The organism is Caulobacter sp. AVps18 (assembly GCF_058681425.1).
In genome coordinates this window covers 1,081,855-1,100,093 of the sequence record NZ_CM178737.1, presented here as the reverse complement: position 1 = coordinate 1,100,093, position 18,239 = coordinate 1,081,855, and the positions used below count along the sequence as shown (strand labels likewise).

The 18,239-nt window shown below is 67.3% G+C and carries 12 protein-coding genes; 7 read left to right on the top strand and 5 right to left on the bottom strand.

Going from position 1 to position 18,239, the window contains the following annotated elements:
- Window positions 1–158 precede the first annotated feature (158 nt).
- Window positions 159–1,271, bottom strand: coding sequence for an alanine dehydrogenase (gene ald / locus ACW179_RS05260; RefSeq protein ID WP_492063252.1), 1,113 nt, complete (start codon window positions 1,269–1,271; stop codon window positions 159–161).
- A 119-nt stretch (window positions 1,272–1,390) separates the two neighbouring features.
- On the opposite strand from ald, the gene ACW179_RS05255 reads away from it, so the two are divergent.
- The 4 genes from ACW179_RS05255 (at window position 1,391) to pbpC (ending at window position 10,132) form a co-directional block, all read left to right on the top strand.
- Window positions 1,391–1,864 (top strand): Lrp/AsnC family transcriptional regulator, encoded by a 474-nt coding sequence (locus tag ACW179_RS05255; RefSeq protein ID WP_108490277.1) that lies wholly within the window; start codon window positions 1,391–1,393, stop codon window positions 1,862–1,864.
- A gap of 81 nt (window positions 1,865–1,945) precedes the next feature.
- Window positions 1,946–2,755, top strand: a complete 810-nt coding sequence (locus ACW179_RS05250) for a carbonic anhydrase (RefSeq protein WP_492063251.1) — start codon at window positions 1,946–1,948, stop codon at window positions 2,753–2,755.
- A 127-nt stretch (window positions 2,756–2,882) separates the two neighbouring features.
- On the top strand, window positions 2,883–7,934 hold the full coding sequence (locus ACW179_RS05245) for an alpha-2-macroglobulin family protein (RefSeq protein ID WP_492063250.1): 5,052 nt from the start codon (window positions 2,883–2,885) through the stop codon (window positions 7,932–7,934).
- 122 nt (window positions 7,935–8,056) lie between these two features.
- A complete protein-coding gene (gene pbpC / locus ACW179_RS05240) occupies window positions 8,057–10,132 on the top strand; it encodes a penicillin-binding protein 1C (protein ID WP_492063249.1) in 2,076 nt (691 codons plus the stop codon).
- A 143-nt stretch (window positions 10,133–10,275) separates the two neighbouring features.
- Here the strand turns inward: pbpC and ACW179_RS05235 are convergent, their stop codons facing one another.
- The 3 genes from ACW179_RS05235 to ACW179_RS05225 are packed head-to-tail and all read right to left on the bottom strand — an operon-like array spanning window position 10,276 to window position 12,259.
- A complete protein-coding gene (locus ACW179_RS05235; protein ID WP_492063248.1) occupies window positions 10,276–10,902 on the bottom strand; it encodes a carbonic anhydrase in 627 nt (208 codons plus the stop codon).
- A 9-nt stretch (window positions 10,903–10,911) separates the two neighbouring features.
- On the bottom strand, window positions 10,912–11,568 hold the full coding sequence (gene maiA, locus ACW179_RS05230; protein WP_492063247.1) for a maleylacetoacetate isomerase: 657 nt from the start codon (window positions 11,566–11,568) through the stop codon (window positions 10,912–10,914).
- Between the two features lie 10 nt (window positions 11,569–11,578).
- On the bottom strand, window positions 11,579–12,259 hold the full coding sequence (locus ACW179_RS05225) for a fumarylacetoacetate hydrolase family protein (protein WP_492063246.1): 681 nt from the start codon (window positions 12,257–12,259) through the stop codon (window positions 11,579–11,581).
- 184 nt (window positions 12,260–12,443) lie between these two features.
- Between ACW179_RS05225 and ACW179_RS05220 the strand changes: the two genes are divergently transcribed.
- From ACW179_RS05220 to ACW179_RS05210, 3 genes are read left to right on the top strand one after another with little or no spacing between them, the layout of a single operon-like run.
- Window positions 12,444–13,322, top strand: a complete 879-nt coding sequence (locus tag ACW179_RS05220; RefSeq protein WP_492063245.1) for an ABC transporter ATP-binding protein — start codon at window positions 12,444–12,446, stop codon at window positions 13,320–13,322.
- A 13-nt stretch (window positions 13,323–13,335) separates the two neighbouring features.
- Complete coding sequence (locus ACW179_RS05215; protein WP_492063244.1) at window positions 13,336–16,965, top strand: ABC transporter permease/M1 family aminopeptidase; 3,630 nt, start codon at window positions 13,336–13,338, stop codon at window positions 16,963–16,965.
- The gene (locus ACW179_RS05210; RefSeq protein WP_492063243.1) at window positions 16,962–17,387 is read left to right on the top strand and encodes a PaaI family thioesterase; all 426 of its coding nucleotides are present in this window, start codon (window positions 16,962–16,964) and stop codon (window positions 17,385–17,387) included. Before ACW179_RS05215 ends, ACW179_RS05210 begins: the two co-directional genes overlap by 4 nt.
- A 172-nt stretch (window positions 17,388–17,559) precedes the next feature.
- Here the strand turns inward: ACW179_RS05210 and ACW179_RS05205 are convergent, their stop codons facing one another.
- Complete coding sequence (locus ACW179_RS05205) at window positions 17,560–18,156, bottom strand: DUF4142 domain-containing protein (protein WP_492063242.1); 597 nt, start codon at window positions 18,154–18,156, stop codon at window positions 17,560–17,562.
- Window positions 18,157–18,239 lie beyond the last annotated feature (83 nt).

Here is an 18,239-nt window from a genome sequence, read left to right as displayed (position 1 = left end):
ATCCGCTCTTCCCGGCGACCCGAAGGGCGGCGAAGCCAACGCCGGGACCCAGATCGTAAAGTTGTGAGGCGCATGCAAAGACGCCCGCGATCCCTTCCGGAACGCGGGCGCTTTCGCATCTGGACCCCGGCTTTCGCCGGGGAGAGCGGGTAAGAAAGCTACTTCCAGGCCCCGTAGGGATCCACCGAGGCCTTGCCCAGGGCCTGGGCGACGGCCGGATGGGTCAGTTCGCCGTTCAGCACGTTGAGCCCACGCGCCAGATGGACATTGGTCTTCAGGGCGTCCAGGCCATGGTCGGCCAGGGCCAGGCCGAACGGCAGGGTGGCGTTGCCCAGGGCTTCGGACGAGGTGCGCGGCGCGGCCCCCGGCATGTTGGCCACGCAATAGTGAACCACGCCGTCAACGGTATAGGTCGGCTCGGCGTGGGTGGTCGGCTTGCTGGTCTCGAAACAGCCGCCCTGGTCGATCGACACGTCGACCAGCACCGAGCCCGGCTTCATCTGTGAAAGATGCTCGCGACGCACCAGCTTGGGCGCGGCGGCCCCGGCGGTCAGCACGGCGCCGATGATCACGTCGGCTTTCAGGATCTCTTCTTCGACGGCCGCGAAGGTCGAGTAGCGGGTCAGGATGCGTCCCTGATAGAGGTCGTCCAGCTCGCGCATGCGCGGGATCGAGCGTTCCAGGACCACGACCTCGGCCCCGAGGCCGGCGGCCATGCGCGCGGCGTTAGAGCCGACGACGCCGCCGCCCAGCACCACCACGCGGGCCGGGGGCACGCCGGGCACGCCGCACAGCAAAAGGCCCATGCCGCCCTTGTGCTTGAGCAGGCTCTCGGCCGCCGAGAACACGGCGATCCGGCCGGCGACTTCCGACATCGGAGCCAGCAGCGGCAGGCCGCCGCGTGCGTCGGTGACGGTCTCATAGGCGATGGCCGCGCAGCCGCTGTTCAGCAGGCCTTCGGTCTGGGCGGGATCAGGGGCCAGGTGCAGATAGGTGAACAGGATGTGGCGGGGTTCCAGCTTTTCCCACTCGACCTTCTGGGGTTCCTTGACCTTGATGATCATGTCGGCGCCGGCGAAGACGGCCGCCGCGTCCGGGGCGATGGTGGCACCGGCCTTCACATAGGCCTCGTCGGCATGGCCGGCCCCGAGGCCCGCGCCGGTCTGAACCAGAACGCTGTGACCGTGTCCGACATATTCGCGGACGGCGGTGGGCGTCAGGCCCACGCGGTGTTCGCCCGGTTTGATCTCTGAAGGGACGCCGACGCGCATGATGATTTCCTCCAAGGGGATTTTGACGCCAGTCTGCGCCTCTCCTTTCGCAAGTTCCCGGGCTATTTCATGTGTCTGGAACCGTGTTATGCAGGATTCCTGCGTCTGGAGAGTGATCCGTGAAGAAACCCGTCGTCCAGCTTGACAGCTTCGACCGGAAGCTTCTCAACCTGCTGCAAAGGCGGGGCCGGTCCAGCTATGTCGAGCTGGCCCAGGCCGTGAATCTTTCGGAGTCGGCCTGCCTGCGACGGGTTCGGGCCCTGGAGGAAACCGGCGTCATTGCCCGCTATGCCGCCGTCATCGACGAGCGCATCGCCGGCCTGCCGCTCAGCGTTTTTGTCACGGTCACCCTGTCGTCCCAGGCCGAGGCGACGCTCAGCGCCTTTGAGAAGGCGGTGGCCAATGTCCGCGAGGTGGCAGAGTGCTACCTGATGACCGGCGGCTCCGACTATCTGCTGCGGCTGGTGGTGCGGGATGTCGATGATCTGGAGCGGGTCCATGCCCAGGAACTGACCCGCATCCCCGGCGTGGTGCGGGTCAGCTCCAGCATCGCCATGCGCACCGTGGTCAAGCGCGCTGAATTGCCGCTGTGACGACAGCGGCAAAACCTACTGTCGGTTAACCTTGTCTCTCTAGTCCTGTGGCCTGACATACAATCCGCGTCGGGGGACGACATGGTTTCGAGACGAATTCTGCTGGGCGCCCTGGCGTCGGGACTGGCCAGCGTGCCGCTGGCGGCCTTGGCCGAGGGCGACGATCATCACGCGCCCGCGCCGCGCAAGGCGGCGCCAAGGCCGCGGGCCGCCGCACCTGTGCAAGCCGCGCCCGCGCCGGTGCGTTCGACGGTCGCTGAATATCCCAAGCCCGCTGAAACCCATGCGCCCGAAGTCTTGATCAATCCCGACGAAGCCCTGGGTCGCCTCAAGCATGGCAACGCCATCTTCGCCCGTGGGGGCGCCAGCATGGCCCTGCCCAGCTGGGCGAGGATCAATGAGCTCTCCAACGGTCAGAAGCCCTTCGCCATCGTCGTGGGCTGCTCCGACAGCCGCGTGCCGCCGGAGCTGGTTTTTGACTGCACCCTGGGCGAGCTGTTCGTGGTCCGCACGGCGGGTTCAACGGTCAGCCGCGAGGGCCTGGGCTCGATCCTCTATGCCGTCGAGCATCTGGGCGCGCCGCTGATCGTGGTGCTGGGTCACACCAAGTGCGGCGCTGTCGGCGCGGCCGTGGATGTCGCCACCAAGCACGCCCACCTGCACGGCGCCCTGTTCGACATGGCCCTGCCGATCGTCCCGGCGGTACTCGAGGCCCAGGATAGTCAGCCTGCCGACCTGCAGGACGCCGCAATCCGCCGCAATGCCATCAATATCGCCCAGCGCCTGAAGACCGCCGATGAGGCCTTCAGCAGCCGCATTGCCGCCGGTCGGCTCAAGGTGGTTTCGGCCGTCTACAGCCTGCAGACCGGCCAGGTGGAATTCATGGGCTGAGCCCCGGCGGCGGCGGCGTGAGGCTACCGCCGCAGAACTTTGAAAACCTTCATGGTCTGGCCGTTGACCGCAGACCCCGCATCGGCTCACATCGATCACCTTGAGGTCGAGTGGGAAGGGACGCGGCATGTCCACGGACGGGACGCAGCCGGACGGCAGCGCGGATCAACCGACTGCGCGTTTCCCATGGCTTGAGCGGCTGCGCGAACGCCTGCCTCAGGATCCACGTACCCGCCTGATCGCTGTCGCGGTGGGAGCCCTGGTCGTCGGCTTCGGCGGCGGGGTCGTGGCCGGCAAGGTCTCGGACGTTATCCAGCTGGGCGGCGCATCGACGGCGACGGCCGCCGCCCCGGCCAAGGGCGAGGCCTGGTCGCTGTTTGGCAAGCCCCGTTCGGCCAAGGCGCCCCGGCGCGGCATCCCCAAGCCCGAGGGTTTTGCGGTCTGGCAGAGCCGGATCGACAGCAGCGGCCCCGACCCGATGGCCTGCGTCCAGATGAGCCGGGCGCTCGATCCGTCGAAGCCCTATGCCGACTATGTGCTGCTCTCGCCCGATCTCGGCCGCCAGCCGGCCATCCGGGTCAAGGGCGACGAGATCTGCGTCGGCGGGGTGGGCTTCACCGACCACCGCGTCACCCTGCTCAAGGGTCTGCCCGCCAAGGGCGGCGAGACGCTCGGCGCCAATGCCGATGTCGATTTCACGTTCGGGGAAAAGCCTCCTTACGTCGGTTTCGCCGGCGACGGCGTGATCCTGCCGCGCGAGGACGCCGACGGCGTGGGCATCGAGACCATCAATGTCCAGACCCTGGCCGTCGAGGTCTGGCGGGTGTCGGATCGCAATCTGGTGCGCAAGTCGATCAGTGCGCCCGATCCGACCGGCGAGGGCGACTGGGCCGGCGACTATGGCGAAGACAGCGCCGGTGAGGATGGCCGCCGGGTCTGGAAGGGTGTCGTGCAGGTCACGGGCTCGGCCACTGGCCAGAAGGCGACCACCGTCTTCCCGCTGGGCGCGGTGCTGAAGGACATGAAGGCCGGCGGCTATCTGATCAAGGCGCGCGACGCCTCGGGCGGCCGTGATCCGGATACTGAAGGCGACACGCCCCCCGCCCAGGCTCGCCGCTGGATCGTGTTCACTGACATGGCCATGCTGGCCTATGACGGCTCGGAATCCCTCGACGTTGTCGTCCGCTCGCTGAAAACGGCCAAGACCCTGTCGGGCGTGCGCGTGGCGCTGGTCGCCCGCGACGGCGAAGATCTGGCCGAGGCGAAAAGCGACGCCGACGGCCGGGTGCGGTTCCTGCGTCCCCTGCTGGAGGGCGAAGGGTCCGAGCGCGCCAAGATGGTCATGGCCTATGGACCCCAGGGCGACCTGGCGGTGCTGGATCTGGACCGCTCGCCGGTGGATCTGTCGAAACAGGGCGTCGGCGGGCGTGAGGACGCCACGGCCGGCCGTACCACCCGCACCGATATTGACGGCTATCTCTATGCCGACCGGGGGATCTACCGGCCCGGTGAAACCGTGCATCTGACGGCCATGGTCCGCGACCGGATGGCCAAAGCCGTCAACGATCGCAAGGGCGAGATCGTGGTCAAGCGGCCGTCTGGCGTCGAGTTCAAGCGCTATCCGTTCAGCCGCGCCGACGCCGGTGCCGTGCTGACGCAGATCGCCCTGCCGCGCTCGGCCCCCCGTGGCCGCTGGACCGCCGAGCTGAAGATCGAGGGCGTCGAGGCGGCGTCCGGCACGCTCAGTTTCAGCGTTGAGGACTTCGCGCCGCAACGCCTGGCCGTCACCACCACGGGCCAGGAAGCCGTGCCGCTGGGCGTGGGCGAGACCCGCAAGGTCGATGTCTCGGCCCGCTTCCTTTATGGCGCGCCGGGTTCGGGTCTGCAGACTCAAGGCGAGGCGCGGCTGCGTGCCGACCCCGATCCCTTCCCCGCCTTCAAGGACTATCGCTGGGGCGACGCCGACAAGCCGTTCGACGAAAAGTATCTGGATCTGGGGACCACGATCACCGACGGCGAAGGCCGTGCGGTGCTGTCGGTGGGAACCGATCTGGCCGGCGACACGGCCCAGCCCCTGCTGGCCGCCGTGACGACCTCGGTGTTCGAGCCCGGCGGCCGACCGGTGCGCGAGGGTCTCGACCTCAAAGTCCGCGCCAAGCCGCTGTATTTCGGAGTCAAGATCGATCAGGGCGACAGCGCCAGGGGCGATCCGCCGATCAGTCTGGAGATGATCGCCGTCAACGCCGCCGGCAAGCGGGTGGGGGCGACCGCCACCTACACCCTGATCAGTGAGAACTGGAACTATGACTGGTTCCAGCAGGACGGCCGCTGGCAGTGGCGGCGCACCAGCCGCGACGCGGTGGTGGCCAAGGCCACGGTGAACATCGGCGCGGTTCTGCCCGCCCGCTTCACCCGCCGCCTGGGCTGGGGCGATTATCGCCTGCTGGTCGAGGGGGCGGACGGGTCGCGCACCGTTATCCGCTTCGCCGCCGGCTGGGGCTCGCCCGCCAAGGACGCCGAGGCACCCGACTTCGTGCGGGTCAGCGCCGGGACCAAGGCCTACAGCCAGGGCGACACCGTCGAGATCACGATCAAGCCGCCCTATGCCGGCCAGGCCCAGGTGGCCGTGGCCACCGACCGCCTGATCGACCTGAAGACCGTTTCTGTCGGCGAGAAGGGCACGACGGTCCGTCTGAAGACCTCGGCCGCCTGGGGTGGCGGGGCCTATGTGATGGTCAGTGTCATCCAACCTCGCGATCCGGTCGCCTCGCCCAAGCCGCGCCGGGCCCTGGGTCTGGTCTATGTTCCGCTGGACCCGAAGGACCGCAAGCTGACGGTGGATCTGGGCACGGCCAAAAAGATCGACTCCAAGGCGCCGGTCGAGATCCCGGTGACGGTCAAGGGGCTGGGCTTTGGCCAGAGGGCCAAGGTGACTATTGCGGCCGTCGACGAGGGCATTTTGCGTCTGACCCGCCAGGACAGTCCTGATCCGGTGAAGTGGTACTTCGGCAAGCGCGCCCTGGGCGTCGACTATCGCGACGACTATGGCCGTCTGCTGGATCCCAATCTGGGCGCGCCGGCCAATGTCAATTTCGGCGGCGACGAGATCGGCGGCGAGGGCCTGACGGTGACGCCGATCAAGACTGTGGCCCTGTGGTCGGGCATCGTCGAGACGGGGCTGGATGGCAAGGCGGTGGTCAAGCTGCCGGCCGCCGACTTCAATGGCGAGTTGCGCCTGATGGCTGTGGCCTGGACCGACACCGCCGTCGGCTCGGGCTCCAAGCCCCTGACCGTGCGCCAGCCGATGGTGGCCGACCTCAACCTGCCGCGCTTCCTGGCACCGGGCGACAAGGCCATGGCGACGCTGGAACTGCACAATGTCGAGGGCAAGCCCGGCGCCTATACCGCCGAGGCCTTCTCGACCAATGGCCTGAAGGTGACCTTCCGCAAGGTGTTCCAGCTGATCCTGGGTCAGCGCATCGCCGAAAAGATCCCCTTCCTGGCGCCGGAGGTCACCGGCATCGGCAAGATCGGCTTCAAGGTGGCCGGCCCCGGCTTTGCGACAGCCAAGGACTATCCGATCCAGACCCGGCTGGGCTGGGGCGATGTGGTGCGCACCACCACCGAGCAACAGCTGCCGGGGCAGAGCTACACCCCGTCCTACGGCCTGATGTCGGGGCTGGCAGCGGGGGATGTGACGCTGCAGGTCAGCTATTCGCCGTTCAAGGGCTTTGACCCGGCGGCCATTGCGGTGGCCCTGCAACGCTATCCCTATGGCTGCACCGAACAGCTGGTCTCGACCGCCTATCCGCTGCTCTACGCCCAGAGCCTGAGCAGTGATCCCAAGCTCAAACGCACCCCGGCTGCCCTGGCCGGCGCGGTGGGCAAGCTGCTGGATCGCCAGACCCTGGACGGGGCCTTCGGTCTGTGGCGGGTGGGTGACGGCGAGGCCGATCCGTGGCTGGGGGCCTATGCCACCGACTTCCTGCTGGAGGCCAGGGCCCAGGGCATCCCGGTACCCGACGCCGCCATCGACAAGGCCATGAACGCCATGCGCCAGATCAGCCGCCCCGACGGTTGGGCTTCCGTGGCCTATCGCATGGAATATCCGCAGTGGTGGGCCCAGACGCCGGAGCTGTCGACCAAGGCCACCCAGCGCATGCGCCGCCGGGCCAGCGCCTATGCTCTCTATGTGATGGCCAAGGGGGGCAAGGGTGATCTGGCTCGCCTGCGCTGGTGGCACGACGTGCAGATGAAGGACGAGGACCAGCCGATGGCCAAGGCCTATGTCGCGGCCGGTCTGGCCCGGATGGGCGACCAGGCCCGGGCCCGCTCGGCCATGCGCCAGGCGGTGAAATCGCTGGGCTATCGTGATGAGCAGGACTGGTACCAGAGCCCGCTGCGCGACGTGGCGGGACTGACGGCCCTGGCGGTCGAGTCTGGCCAGGGTGACATTGCCCGCCAGCTGCAGAGCCGGCTGGAAAATGTGGTCAAGGACCCTGACGCCCTCAACACCCAGGAACAGGCGGCCGTCCTGCACGCCGCCTATGCCTTGCTGAAGGCGGCCGGTCCGATCTCGATCGACGCCCAGGGGGCCACGGCCCTGCCGCCGGCCGGCGGCGCGCCGCGCTGGGCCGTGGGCAAGCTGGCCGACAGCCGCTTCACCAACACCGGCAAGGGCGTGCTGTGGCGGACGGTCAGCGTCCGCGGCACCCCGACGGCGGCGCCGGGGGCGGTGTCCAGCGGTCTGTTTGTCAGCAAGCGCCTGCTGTCGATGAGCGGCGGCGCGGTTGACCCGGCCACGATCCGCCAGGGCGACCGGATCATCGTTCTGGTTTCCGGTCGCTCGATGCAGGCCCGCTCGACCGCCCTGGTGGTCGACGACGCCCTGCCGGCCGGCTTCGAGATCGAGGCGACGCTGGGCGCTGACGACGCCCAGAACGGGCCTTACAGGTTCCTGGGCGAACTGACCGGCGCCGACGTGCAGGAGAGCCGCGACGACCGCTTCATCGCGGCCATGGACCTGGAGGGCAACAAGCCCTTCGCCCTGGCCTATGTGGCGCGGGCCGTGACGCCGGGCGAGTTTTTCCTGCCCGGCGCGGTGGCCAAGGACATGTATCGCCCGGCCATCACCGCCCGCTCGGACGCCGGCCGCGCGGTGATCGCGCCGGGGCCGTGAGCTAAGATGGTCTCGAGTAACATATCTTGTCATCCCGGGCGGCCTTCGGCCGACCCGGGACCCAGGGGCCGGCGCACTGCGGTTGCCCCTGGGTCCCGGCTCTCCGCTTCGCTGCGGTCGGGATGACAAGATTGAGTTTTTTGGGGGAAGGGCGAGGCAAGTACGTCCCCCGTCTGACCAAGGCCCTCGTCGCTCTGCTGGGCGTCCAGGTCATCCTCGCAACCCTCAGCGCTGTCTTCCCGCCGGACATGACCCGCGCCCGGCAGTCGTCGCCGGTGGCACTGGACCGGCGCGGCGCTTGGTTGCGGGCCCTGCCGGTTGAGGACGGGCGCTGGCGGATCCGCGCGGACCTGGATCGGACTGACGCGACCTTCCAGCGCCGGCTGATCGCGGTCGAGGACGGGCGGTTCCATAGCCATCTGGGCGTTGATCCGCTGGCGGTGGTCCGGGCGTTCGGCTCGGCGGTGATCCATGGCCGGGCCACCTCCGGGGCCTCGACCCTGACCATGCAGACCGCAAGGCTGCTGGAGCCGCGTCCCCGCACCCTTGGCGCAAAGCTGATCGAGATGGTCCGGGCCGCCCAGCTGGAATCGCGGCTGACCAAGGACGAGATCCTGGCTCTCTACCTGACCCTGGCCCCCTATGGCGGCAATCTGGAGGGGGTGCGGGCCGCCAGCCTGGCCTATTTCGGCCACGAGCCGAGCAGCCTGACCGACGCCGAACAGGCCCTGCTGATCGCCCTGCCGCAGGCGCCCGAGGCCCGGCGGCCGGACCGGCGGCCCGAGGCGGCGCGGCTGGCCCGGCGAGCGGTGCTGGACAAGCTGGTCCGGACTGGAACCCTGACCGAAGCCGCCGCCCTGGAAGCCGAGGCTGAAGCCCTGCCGCCTCGGGCGCCCTTTCCGGCCCTGGCCTGGCACGCCGCCGGCCAGCTGGCTCGTTCTGCGCCGGTCAAGCAGGCCAGCGTCGTCACCACGCTCGATGCGGGCTTGCAGGCGCGGCTGGAGCCGATGGCCGCCGCCATCGCCGCTTCGCAGGGGGCTGATGCCACCGCTGCGATCCTGGTGGTGGAAATCAAGGGCCGGGCGGTGCGCGCCGCCGTCGGCTCGGCCGGCCGCGAGCGGGCCGGCGGCTGGGTGGACATGACGCGCGCCCTGCGCTCGCCCGGCTCAGCCCTGAAGCCGTTCATCTATGCCATGGCCATGGATGACGGCCTGGTCGCCGCCGACACCCAGCTGACCGACTCGGCCACCCGCTTTGCCGACTATCAGCCCGAAAATTTCGACCGGGTGTTTCACGACAAGGTCACGGTGCGCGAGGCCCTGTCGCACTCTCTGAACGTGCCCGCCGTCGCCACACTGGAGCGGCTGGGTCCCGAAGCCTTCGCCGGTCGGATCGAGGCGGCCGGTGCCCATCTGGCGCGGCCCAAGTCGCAGTTGAAGCCGGCCGGTCTGGCCCTGGCCCTGGGCGGGGAGGGGATTACCCTGCGCGACCTGGCCCTGCTCTATGCCGCTCTCGGCGATGGCGGCCTCGCCAAACCGCTGGCCTGGACGGAGGCTGACGCGAAGCTGCGGGAAAGCTCCGGCGGGACCCGGCTGGTCCGGCCCGAGGCGGCCGGGCAGGTGCTGGACATCCTGCGAGAGGCCCCCGCGCCGCGCGGGCGCGCGCCCTCGGCCCTGACCCGGGGCGGACCGGCCATGGCCTTCAAGACCGGCACGTCCTACGGCTTTCGCGACGCGGTGGCGGCCGGGGTGGTCGGGGGCTATGCGATCATCGTCTGGACGGGCCGGGCCGACGGCGGCGCGCGCGGCGGCCTGACCGGTCGCGACGCCGCCCTGCCGCTGCTGTTTGATGTCGCCGACGTGGTGGGCGCTCCGGCCGCCGCGCCGCGTCCGCTTGCGCCGAAGGCCGCGCCCCAGGCGCTGCAGCGGCTGGAGGCTGTCGATGCGGGTCCGCGCCTGATCTTCCCGCCCGATGGTGCGGCGGTGCAGGTCGAGGCGCTTGGGCCCAAGTCGCGGGGGCTGGTGCTGGCGGCCGGTGGCGAGGACCTGACCTGGTATGTCGGCGGGACGCCGCTGGCGGCGGATCCGGTGAGCGGCCGGGTGGTGTGGAAGCCTGCCGCGCCTGGGTTCTATCGCCTGTCAGTGGTGGACGGGCAGGGCCGCAAGGTCACGGCTCGGGTGCGGATCCGGGGCGGGTAGGGCTCACCAAACCTTGTCATCCCGGAAGCCTTGCAGAGGCTATCCGGGACCCAGGGGCGACCGCACTGCCTTGGCCCCTGGGTCCCGGCTCTCCCCCCGGCCTTCGCCGGGGTCCGGCCGGGATGACAAACTTTATGGAGGATCTAAACCGTTCCGCCGGCCACCCGCTCATAGTCTTCCAGGCACGAAATCCCGACATTGAGGTCGTTCACCAGCCCGTTGGCCAGCGAATAGACCCAGCCATGCACGGCCAGCGACTGGCCGCGCGCCCAGGCGTCCTGCACGAAGACGTCGGAGGCCACGTTGCGCACCTGGCGGATGACGTTCAGCTCGCACAGGCGATTGAGTTTTTCCTTCTCGCTGGGCAGGGCGTCCAGTTCGTGGCGGTGCTCGGCATGCACTTCGCGGATCGGGTGCAGCCAGTGATCGACGAGGCCGCGCCGTTTGCCGTCGATCGCCGCCGCCACGCCGCCACAGCCATAGTGGCCGACGACCATCACATGCTTGACCTTGATCACGTCGATCGCGAACTGCAGCACGCTCAGATAGTTGGCGTCCTGTGGCGGGGCGAGATTGGCGACATTGCGGTGGACGAACAGCTCGCCGGGATCCAGGCCCACGATCTCATTGGCCGGCACGCGGCTGTCGCTGCAGCCGATCCAGAGATATTCCGGGCTCTGCTGGTTCTCGAGCCGCTTGAAGAAGTTGGGATCGACCTGGGTCTTGCCCTTGGACCAGGCGGCGTTGTTGGCCTTCAAATCTTCAAGCATGCTTTTTCCTCACGCCTTTTGGGCGTCCGGTTGAAGGTTGGGGTGGGCGGCGGCGATGGCGGGATGCTCCAGCGCCTGCGCCACGGCGGCGCGGATCGCAGGGAACGGTGCCATGTCCACGTGGAACCGGGCGGCGTTATAGACTTGTGGCACCAGACAGCAATCGGCCAGGCCCGGCGTATCGCCAAAGGCATAGCCCTTGCCGTGTTCGGCGATCATCGGTTCAAGCGCGGCGAAGCCTTCACCGATCCAGCGCTGGGCCCAGGCGTCGCGGCCGTCCTGATCGACGCCCAGGCCGGTCAGGGCGCGCAGGATGCGCAGATTGTTCACCGGATGGATGTCGCAGGCGACGACCTCGGCCATGGCCCGGACCACCGCCCGGTCGAACGGATCAGCGGGCAGCAGACGCGGCTCTGGAACCGTTTCGTCCAGCCATTCCAGGATGGCCAGGCTCTGGGTCAGCTTTCGACCCGCTTCTCCTGCCATGGCGACCTCCAGGGTCGGCACCAGCGCCTGGGCATTGAGGGCGCGATAGGCCTCGCCGTGATGCTGGCTCGTGACCAGGTCCACCGGCGCGATGTCATAGTCCAGGCCCTTGAGGTTCAGGCCGATGCGCACCCGATAGGGCGCGCTGGCCCGCCAGGCGCTGTGCAGGGTCAGTTTCATGGGGCGGCTCCTAGACCAGGGTGAAGGACAGTTTGCCCACGCCCTCGACCTCGCCCTCGATCAGGTCGCCACGGACGATGGGGCCCACGCCTTCGGGCGTGCCGGTGAAGATCAGGTCGCCGGCTTCCAGCCTCCACAGCTGGCTGGCCTGGGCGATCACCTCGGCGACGTTCCAGATCATGTCGGCGATCTGGCCGCGCTGCTTTTCGGCGCCGTTGACGCTCAGGAAGATCGCGCCCTCAGGCGGCAGGCCGCTCATCGGGCGGATGGCGCTGATCGGGGCACTGGCGTCGAAGGCCTTGCCGGCCTCCCAGGGGTGGCCCTTGGCCTTGGCGGCGTTTTGCAGGTCGCGCCGGGTCAGATCGACGCCGACCGCGTAGCCGAACACCAGGTCGATGGCCTGTTCGGGGGTCAGGTTCTGGCCGCCGCCCTTCAGGGCCGCCACCAGTTCGATCTCGTAGTGCAGATCCGATGTCGCCGGCGGATAGGGCACGGCGGTCGCCAGGGGAGCCACGGCGTCGGCCGGCTTGGCGAAAAAGAAGGGTGGATCGCGGGTGTCCGCGCCCATTTCGCGGGCGTGGGCGGCATAGTTTCGCCCCACGCACAGGATCCGGCGGACCGGAAAAACAGCGGATGATCCCTCGACCGGGACCGTGGGAAGGGCGGGCGGGGGAACGGCAAACGATGTCATACCGCCTGATTAGCGCCAAACCGTCGGCGTCGAAAGCACCCCGCCCCGCTTATCGCGCGTTGGACACAAAGGGACGACATGTCAGGCCTAAACGTTCTTTCACTTGCCCACAGGCGCCGCGTCGGGCCATGACGATTGTGGATTTTTTTGGGCGTCTTTTCATGCGGGGGCTGTGAGCGCGCGAATGTTGATCATCGAGAACCTGACTCACGTCTACGGCAACGGCGTTCGCGCCCTTGACGAGGTCAGCCTGACCATACCGCGCGGCATGTATGGCCTGCTGGGGCCCAATGGCGCGGGCAAGTCAACCCTGATGCGGACCATCGCCACCCTGCAGGCCCCGACCTCGGGCCATATCCGTTTCGACGGCATCGACGTGCTCAAGACGCCGGAACTTCTGCGCCGGACCCTGGGCTATCTGCCGCAGGACTTCGGCGTCTATCCGCGCGTCTCGGCCTACGACATGCTCGACCACATGGCGGTGCTCAAGGGCATTTCCGGCGCGAAAGAGCGCAAGGAAACCGTCGAGAGCCTGCTGGCCCAGGTCAATCTGTGGAACGTGCGCAAGAAGGCCATCGCCGGCTTCTCGGGCGGCATGCGCCAGCGCTTCGGCATCGCCCAGGCCCTGATCGGCGATCCGCGCCTGATCATTGTCGACGAGCCTACCGCCGGTCTTGACCCCGAAGAACGCAATCGTTTTCTCAACCTGCTGGCCGAGATCGGCGAGAACGTGGTGGTGATCCTCTCGACCCATATCGTCGAGGACGTTTCGGACCTGTGCCCGGCCATGGCGATCATCTGCGACGGCCGCATCGTCAAGGAAGGCGCGCCGGGCGACTTTGTCACCCAACTGGGCGGTCGCATCTGGCGCAAGACCATCGACAAGGCTGATCTCGACGCCGCCAAGGGCCAGTATCAGGTCATCTCCACCCGCCTGCTGGGCGGCCGCACGGTGATCCACATCCTCTGCGACAGCGATCCGGGCGACGGCTTCGCCGCCGTCGAGGGCGGGCTGGAGGATGTCTATTTCTCGACCCTGTCCACCACCCGCCGCGCGGCGTAGGGAGGGCAGCCGGATGTTTGCCAAGATCGCGGGCTTCGAGCTCCGCTACCAGCTGAAGTCGCCCGTGTTCTGGGTGGTGGCGGTGGTGTTTTTCCTGCTGACCTTCGGGGCGGCCACGGTTGACCAGATCTCCATCGGCGGCGGGGGCTCGATCCACAAGAACGCCCCGTTCGCCATCGCCCAGACCCATCTGGTCCTGTCGATCTTCTACATGTTCGTGACCACGGCCTTTGTGGCCAATGTGGTGGTCCGTGACGACGAGACCGGCTTTGGCCCGATCCTGCGCTCCACCCGGATCCGCAAGTTCGACTATCTCTACGGGCGGTTCGTCGGGGCCTTCCTGGCGGCGTCGATCTCGTTCCTGGTGGTTCCGCTGGCGATCTTCATCGGGTCGTTCATGCCCTGGATCGACCCTGAGCGGCTCGGCCCGAACATCCTCCAGACCTATCTCTTCTCGTATTTCGCCCTGGCCCTGCCGGCGATCTTCCTGACCTCGGCGATCTTCTTTGCCCTGGCAACCGTCACCCGTTCGATGATGTGGACCTATGTCGGCGTCATCGCCTTCCTGGTTATCTGGATCATCGCCGGCATCGCCCTGGACCGCCCGGGGTTCGAGCAGGCTGCGGCCTTGTGGGAGCCCCTGGGCACGGGTGCTTTCAGCCTGGCCACCAAATACTGGACGGCGAGCGAGCGTAACACCCTGACCCCTCCCCTGGCCGGCGTCCTGCTGTTCAACCGGGTCTTCTGCCTGGCGCTGGGCGCTGTTTTCCTGGCGGCCGCCTACTGGCTGTTCGAGCGCCAATCGGCGGAACTGGCCGGAAACAAGAAGGCCAAGGCCCTGAAGGGCAGTGCGGCCGAGTCTGACCCGCCGCCGGTGCTGACGGTGCCCCTGCCCACGCCGCGCCATGATGGTCAGGCCGCCTGGGCCCAGCTGGTGGCCCGGACCCGCCTCGACATGGGTCAGGTGTTCAAGAGCCCGGCCTATTTCGTTCTGCTGGCCCTGGGCCTGTTCAATGCCGGGGGGTCGTTATGGTTCGCGACCGAGGCCGCCGGCTATGGCGGGGTGATCTATCCCGTAACCCGGGTCCTGCTGATGCCGCTGATGGGGTCGTTCGGCCTGATCCCGATGATCATCGCAATCTACTATTCCGGCGAACTGGTCTGGCGCGAACGCGAGCGCAAGACCCACGAGATCATCGACGCCACCCCCGTGCCGGACTGGGCCTTTGTTGCGCCCAAGACCCTGGCCATTGCGCTGGTTCTGATCTCGACCCTGCTGGTCAGCGTCCTGGCCGCCATCATCAGCCAGCTGGCCCACGGCTATACCCATCTGGAACTGGGCAAGTACCTGCTGTGGTATGTGCTGCCCCAGTCCGTTAGCTGGATCCTGCTGGCGGTCCTGGCCGTGTTCCTGCAGGCGATCAGCCCGCACAAGTTCATCGGTTGGGGCCTGATGGTGATCTATCTGGTCGCCACCATCACGCTGTCGAGCCTCGGCTTCGAACACCGGCTCTATCTCTATAGAGCTGTAACGGAAACGCCGTTCTCCGACATGAACGGCCAGGGCAAGTTCTGGATCGGGGCCTGGTGGCTGCGCCTGTACTGGAGCGCCTTTGCCGTCGTGCTGGTGCTGCTGGCCTATGGCCTGTGGCGGCGCGGAACCGAGACGCGCCTTTGGCCGCGCCTCAAGCGCCTGCCGCGTCGCATGACCGGCAAGGCCGGCGCGACCCTGGCGGTGGCCCTGACGGTCTTTGCCGCCTCGGGAGCGTTCATCTACGTCAATACCAACATTTGGAACGACTACCGGACCAGGATCGACGGCGAGAAATGGCAGGCCGATTACGAAAAGACCCTGCTTCCGTTTGAAAACACCCCCCAGCCCAAGATCGTCTCGATGATGCTGGATGTGGACCTCTATCCGCATCAGCCGCGCGTGAGCACCAAGGGCTCCTACGTTCTGGAGAACCGCACGGGCGCGCCGCTGCGCGAGATCCATGTGCGTTTTGACCGCGACCTGGAGGTCAAGGGCCTGTCCATTGAGGGCGGGCGCTCGACCAGGACCTATGACCGGTTCAACTACCGGATCTTCGCCTTCGACACGCCGATGGCGCCGGGCGAGCGCCGCAAGATGAGCTTCATCACCGAGCGCGCTCAAAAGGGCTTCCCCAACAGCGGGGCGGAAAGCCGCGTCGTCGACAACGGGACCTTCATCAACAATCTCGAGATCGCGCCGATCCTGGGCATGGCGCGCGACGGCCTGCTGGTCGACCGGGCCAAGCGTCGCAAATACGGCCTGCCGCCCGAACTTCGGATGGCCAGGCTGGGCGATGGCCCGTCGCGGCAGTTCAACGGTCTGCGCAAAGACGCTGACTGGGTGACGTCCGACATCACCGTCACCACTGACGCCGACCAGACGCCCATCGCGCCCGGCCGCAAGGTGTCCGACAAGACCTGGTTCCAGAGCGCGGATCTGAAGGGGCCCGTGCAGGGCGCCGGAGACCGACGCACCGCCCGCTTCGTCACCGAGGCGCCGGTCCAGGCCTTCATGTCGATCCAGTCGGCCCGCTACCAGATCGCGCGCGAAACCTACAAGGGCGTCGACCTGGAGGTCTATTACGACGCCCAGCACCCCTGGAACATCGCGCGCATGAAGGGGGCGATGAAGGCCTCGCTGGACTATATGGGGACCGAATTCAGCCCCTATCAATTCCGCCAGCTGCGCTTCCAGGAGTTCCCCGACTACGCCCAGTTCGCCCAGGCCTATGCCGGGACCATGCCGTGGTCAGAGGGCCTGTTCTTCATCGCCGACTACCGTAATCCCGAGAAGATCGACATGGTCACCTATGTCGGGGCGCACGAGATCGGCCACCAGTGGTGGGCGTACCAGGTGATCGGCGCAAACCAGCAGGGCAGCACGATGCTGAGCGAAACCTTCGCCCAGTATTCGGCCCTGATGGTGATGAAGCGGATGCACGGCGAGAGCCAGATCCGCAAGTTCCTGAAGTTCGAGCTGGACCGCTATCTGCGCTCGCGCGGCGGCGACGCCCTGGACGAGCAGCCGCTCTACAAGGTCGAGAACCAGCCCTATATTCATTACAACAAGGGCTCGCTGGTCATGTACCGGCTGCAGGACGAGATCGGCGAGGCGGCGGTCAACCGGGCCCTGCGCAGGCTGATCAAGGCCTACGCCTTCAAGGGCGCGCCCTATCCCACGACGCTGGACTTCATGACAGCGATCCGGGCCGAGGCGCCGGCCGACAAGCAGGCCCTGATCACCGACCTGTTCGAGAAAATCACCCTCTATGACCTCAAGACCAAGTCCGCGACGGTCAAGAAGCGGGCCGACGGCCGGTTCGACGTGACCCTGACGGTCGAGGCCAAGAAGATGTATGCCGACGGCAAGGGCAAGGAAACGGCCGCTCCCCTGAACGAGGCCATGGACATCGGCCTGTTCACCGCCGAGCCGGGCAAGAAGGGCTTCAAGGCCGACAATGTGCTGCTGTACGAGCGCCGTGCGATCCGCTCGGGCGTGCAGACCCTGACCTTCATCGTGACCAGGGCGCCGAAGTTTGCGGGGGTGGATCCCTACAACACCGTCATCGACCGCAATGGCGATGACAACACGCTGAAAGTCGGCGGATGAGCGAGGGTTGGCTGAAGCTGGATGCGGCGGGGTTCAACACCTTCCTGAAGGGCGCCTTCCCCGACAACGACCCAGCTTCGCTGCCCGAGGTAACCGAGGTTTCGGAGGGGCGCGTCCTGCTGCGTCAGGCCTTCTCGCCGCGGCAGCTTCGTCCTGGGGGCGTGATTTCGGGGCCGACCTTGATGGCCATGGCCGACACCGCCACCTATGCGGTGATCCTGACCCATATCGGTGAGGTGCCGCTGGCGGTCACGACGTCGCTGACGATCCATTTCCTGCGGGGCTGCAAACCGGGCGACCTTTACGCCGAGGCGACCCTGCTCAAGCTTGGCCGCCGCATTGCGACGGCCGATATCCTGATGTGGACGGAATCGCGCGAGCGGGCCGCCGCCAAGGCGACGGTCGCTTACGCCATTCCCTGATACGCAAAACCCCACCGCTCCGGTGTGACCGGGGCGGCGGGGCTCGTGGCGAGGACGAAGGTCTAGAGCGGGTTGCGATCTGATGGAATCAGATCACCCGCTCTAGTCTTCTGTTTTCACGCGCGTTTCGTTCCGAAAACCGGTTTCCACTTTTCGGAACGCGCTCTAGTGGCTAGTTCACGAAGCCCTTCTTGAGACCCTCAGCCATGTTCAGGTGCTCCTGAACGGTCGGGGCTGTGGCGGCGGCGAAGGTCTTGATCGCCGGCGTATCGCCGTCCTGGGCGTAGCGCTGCAGCAGGTTCAACATCGCCTGATGCGCGTCGACCTGGCTGTCGGCGTACTTCTTGTCGAAGTCTTCGTTGCTGGCCTTGGTCAGCGCGTCCAGATCGTCCTGCATGTCCTTGGACAGGGTCATCGGCAGGCTGATCGCGGCGCCTGATGCGGTGATGGCGGCCTGCAGGCTTTCACCGGTCTTGGTGTGGGCCGCTTCCATAGTCTTGGCGAAGGCCTTGACCTGGACATTGGTCGAGCGCGTGGCGGCCAGCTTGGCGGCTTCGATCTGGAACATGTCGATATCGGCGGCCTTCATGGCGAAGACGTCGGCCTTGGTCTCGTCGGCCAGGGTCGGAACGGTGGCGGCGGGGTTGGCGTCGGGAGTCATCGCCTGCTCGGTGGGCGTGGCGGCACCCTTGGTTTCGGTCTTTTCGCCGCAAGCGGCGAGGCTCAGCGCGGCGAATGCCGCGCCGATGATGAGGATCTGACGGGTCATGGCTGTCTTTCCCTGGATGTTTTTTTGTAGGGGTGGGTAAAGCTCCGGCGCCGCGGTTCGCCGTCGTGCCGAGAAGAACATCA

Bases quoted from the DNA above. Each gene is read 5' to 3' on its own strand.
- ald (WP_492063252.1), bottom strand. From the start codon at position 1,271: ATGCGCGTCGGCGTCCCTTCAGAGATCAAACCGGGCGAACACCGCGTG.
- ACW179_RS05250 (WP_492063251.1), top strand. From the start codon at position 1,946: ATGGTTTCGAGACGAATTCTGCTGGGCGCCCTGGCGTCGGGACTGGCC.
- ACW179_RS05245 (WP_492063250.1), top strand. From the start codon at position 2,883: ATGTCCACGGACGGGACGCAGCCGGACGGCAGCGCGGATCAACCGACT.
- pbpC (WP_492063249.1), top strand. From the start codon at position 8,057: ATGACAAGATTGAGTTTTTTGGGGGAAGGGCGAGGCAAGTACGTCCCC.
- ACW179_RS05235 (WP_492063248.1), bottom strand. From the start codon at position 10,902: ATGCTTGAAGATTTGAAGGCCAACAACGCCGCCTGGTCCAAGGGCAAG.
- maiA (WP_492063247.1), bottom strand. From the start codon at position 11,568: ATGAAACTGACCCTGCACAGCGCCTGGCGGGCCAGCGCGCCCTATCGG.
- ACW179_RS05225 (WP_492063246.1), bottom strand. From the start codon at position 12,259: ATGACATCGTTTGCCGTTCCCCCGCCCGCCCTTCCCACGGTCCCGGTC.
- ACW179_RS05220 (WP_492063245.1), top strand. From the start codon at position 12,444: ATGTTGATCATCGAGAACCTGACTCACGTCTACGGCAACGGCGTTCGC.
- ACW179_RS05215 (WP_492063244.1), top strand. From the start codon at position 13,336: ATGTTTGCCAAGATCGCGGGCTTCGAGCTCCGCTACCAGCTGAAGTCG.
- ACW179_RS05210 (WP_492063243.1), top strand. From the start codon at position 16,962: ATGAGCGAGGGTTGGCTGAAGCTGGATGCGGCGGGGTTCAACACCTTC.
- ACW179_RS05205 (WP_492063242.1), bottom strand. From the start codon at position 18,156: ATGACCCGTCAGATCCTCATCATCGGCGCGGCATTCGCCGCGCTGAGC.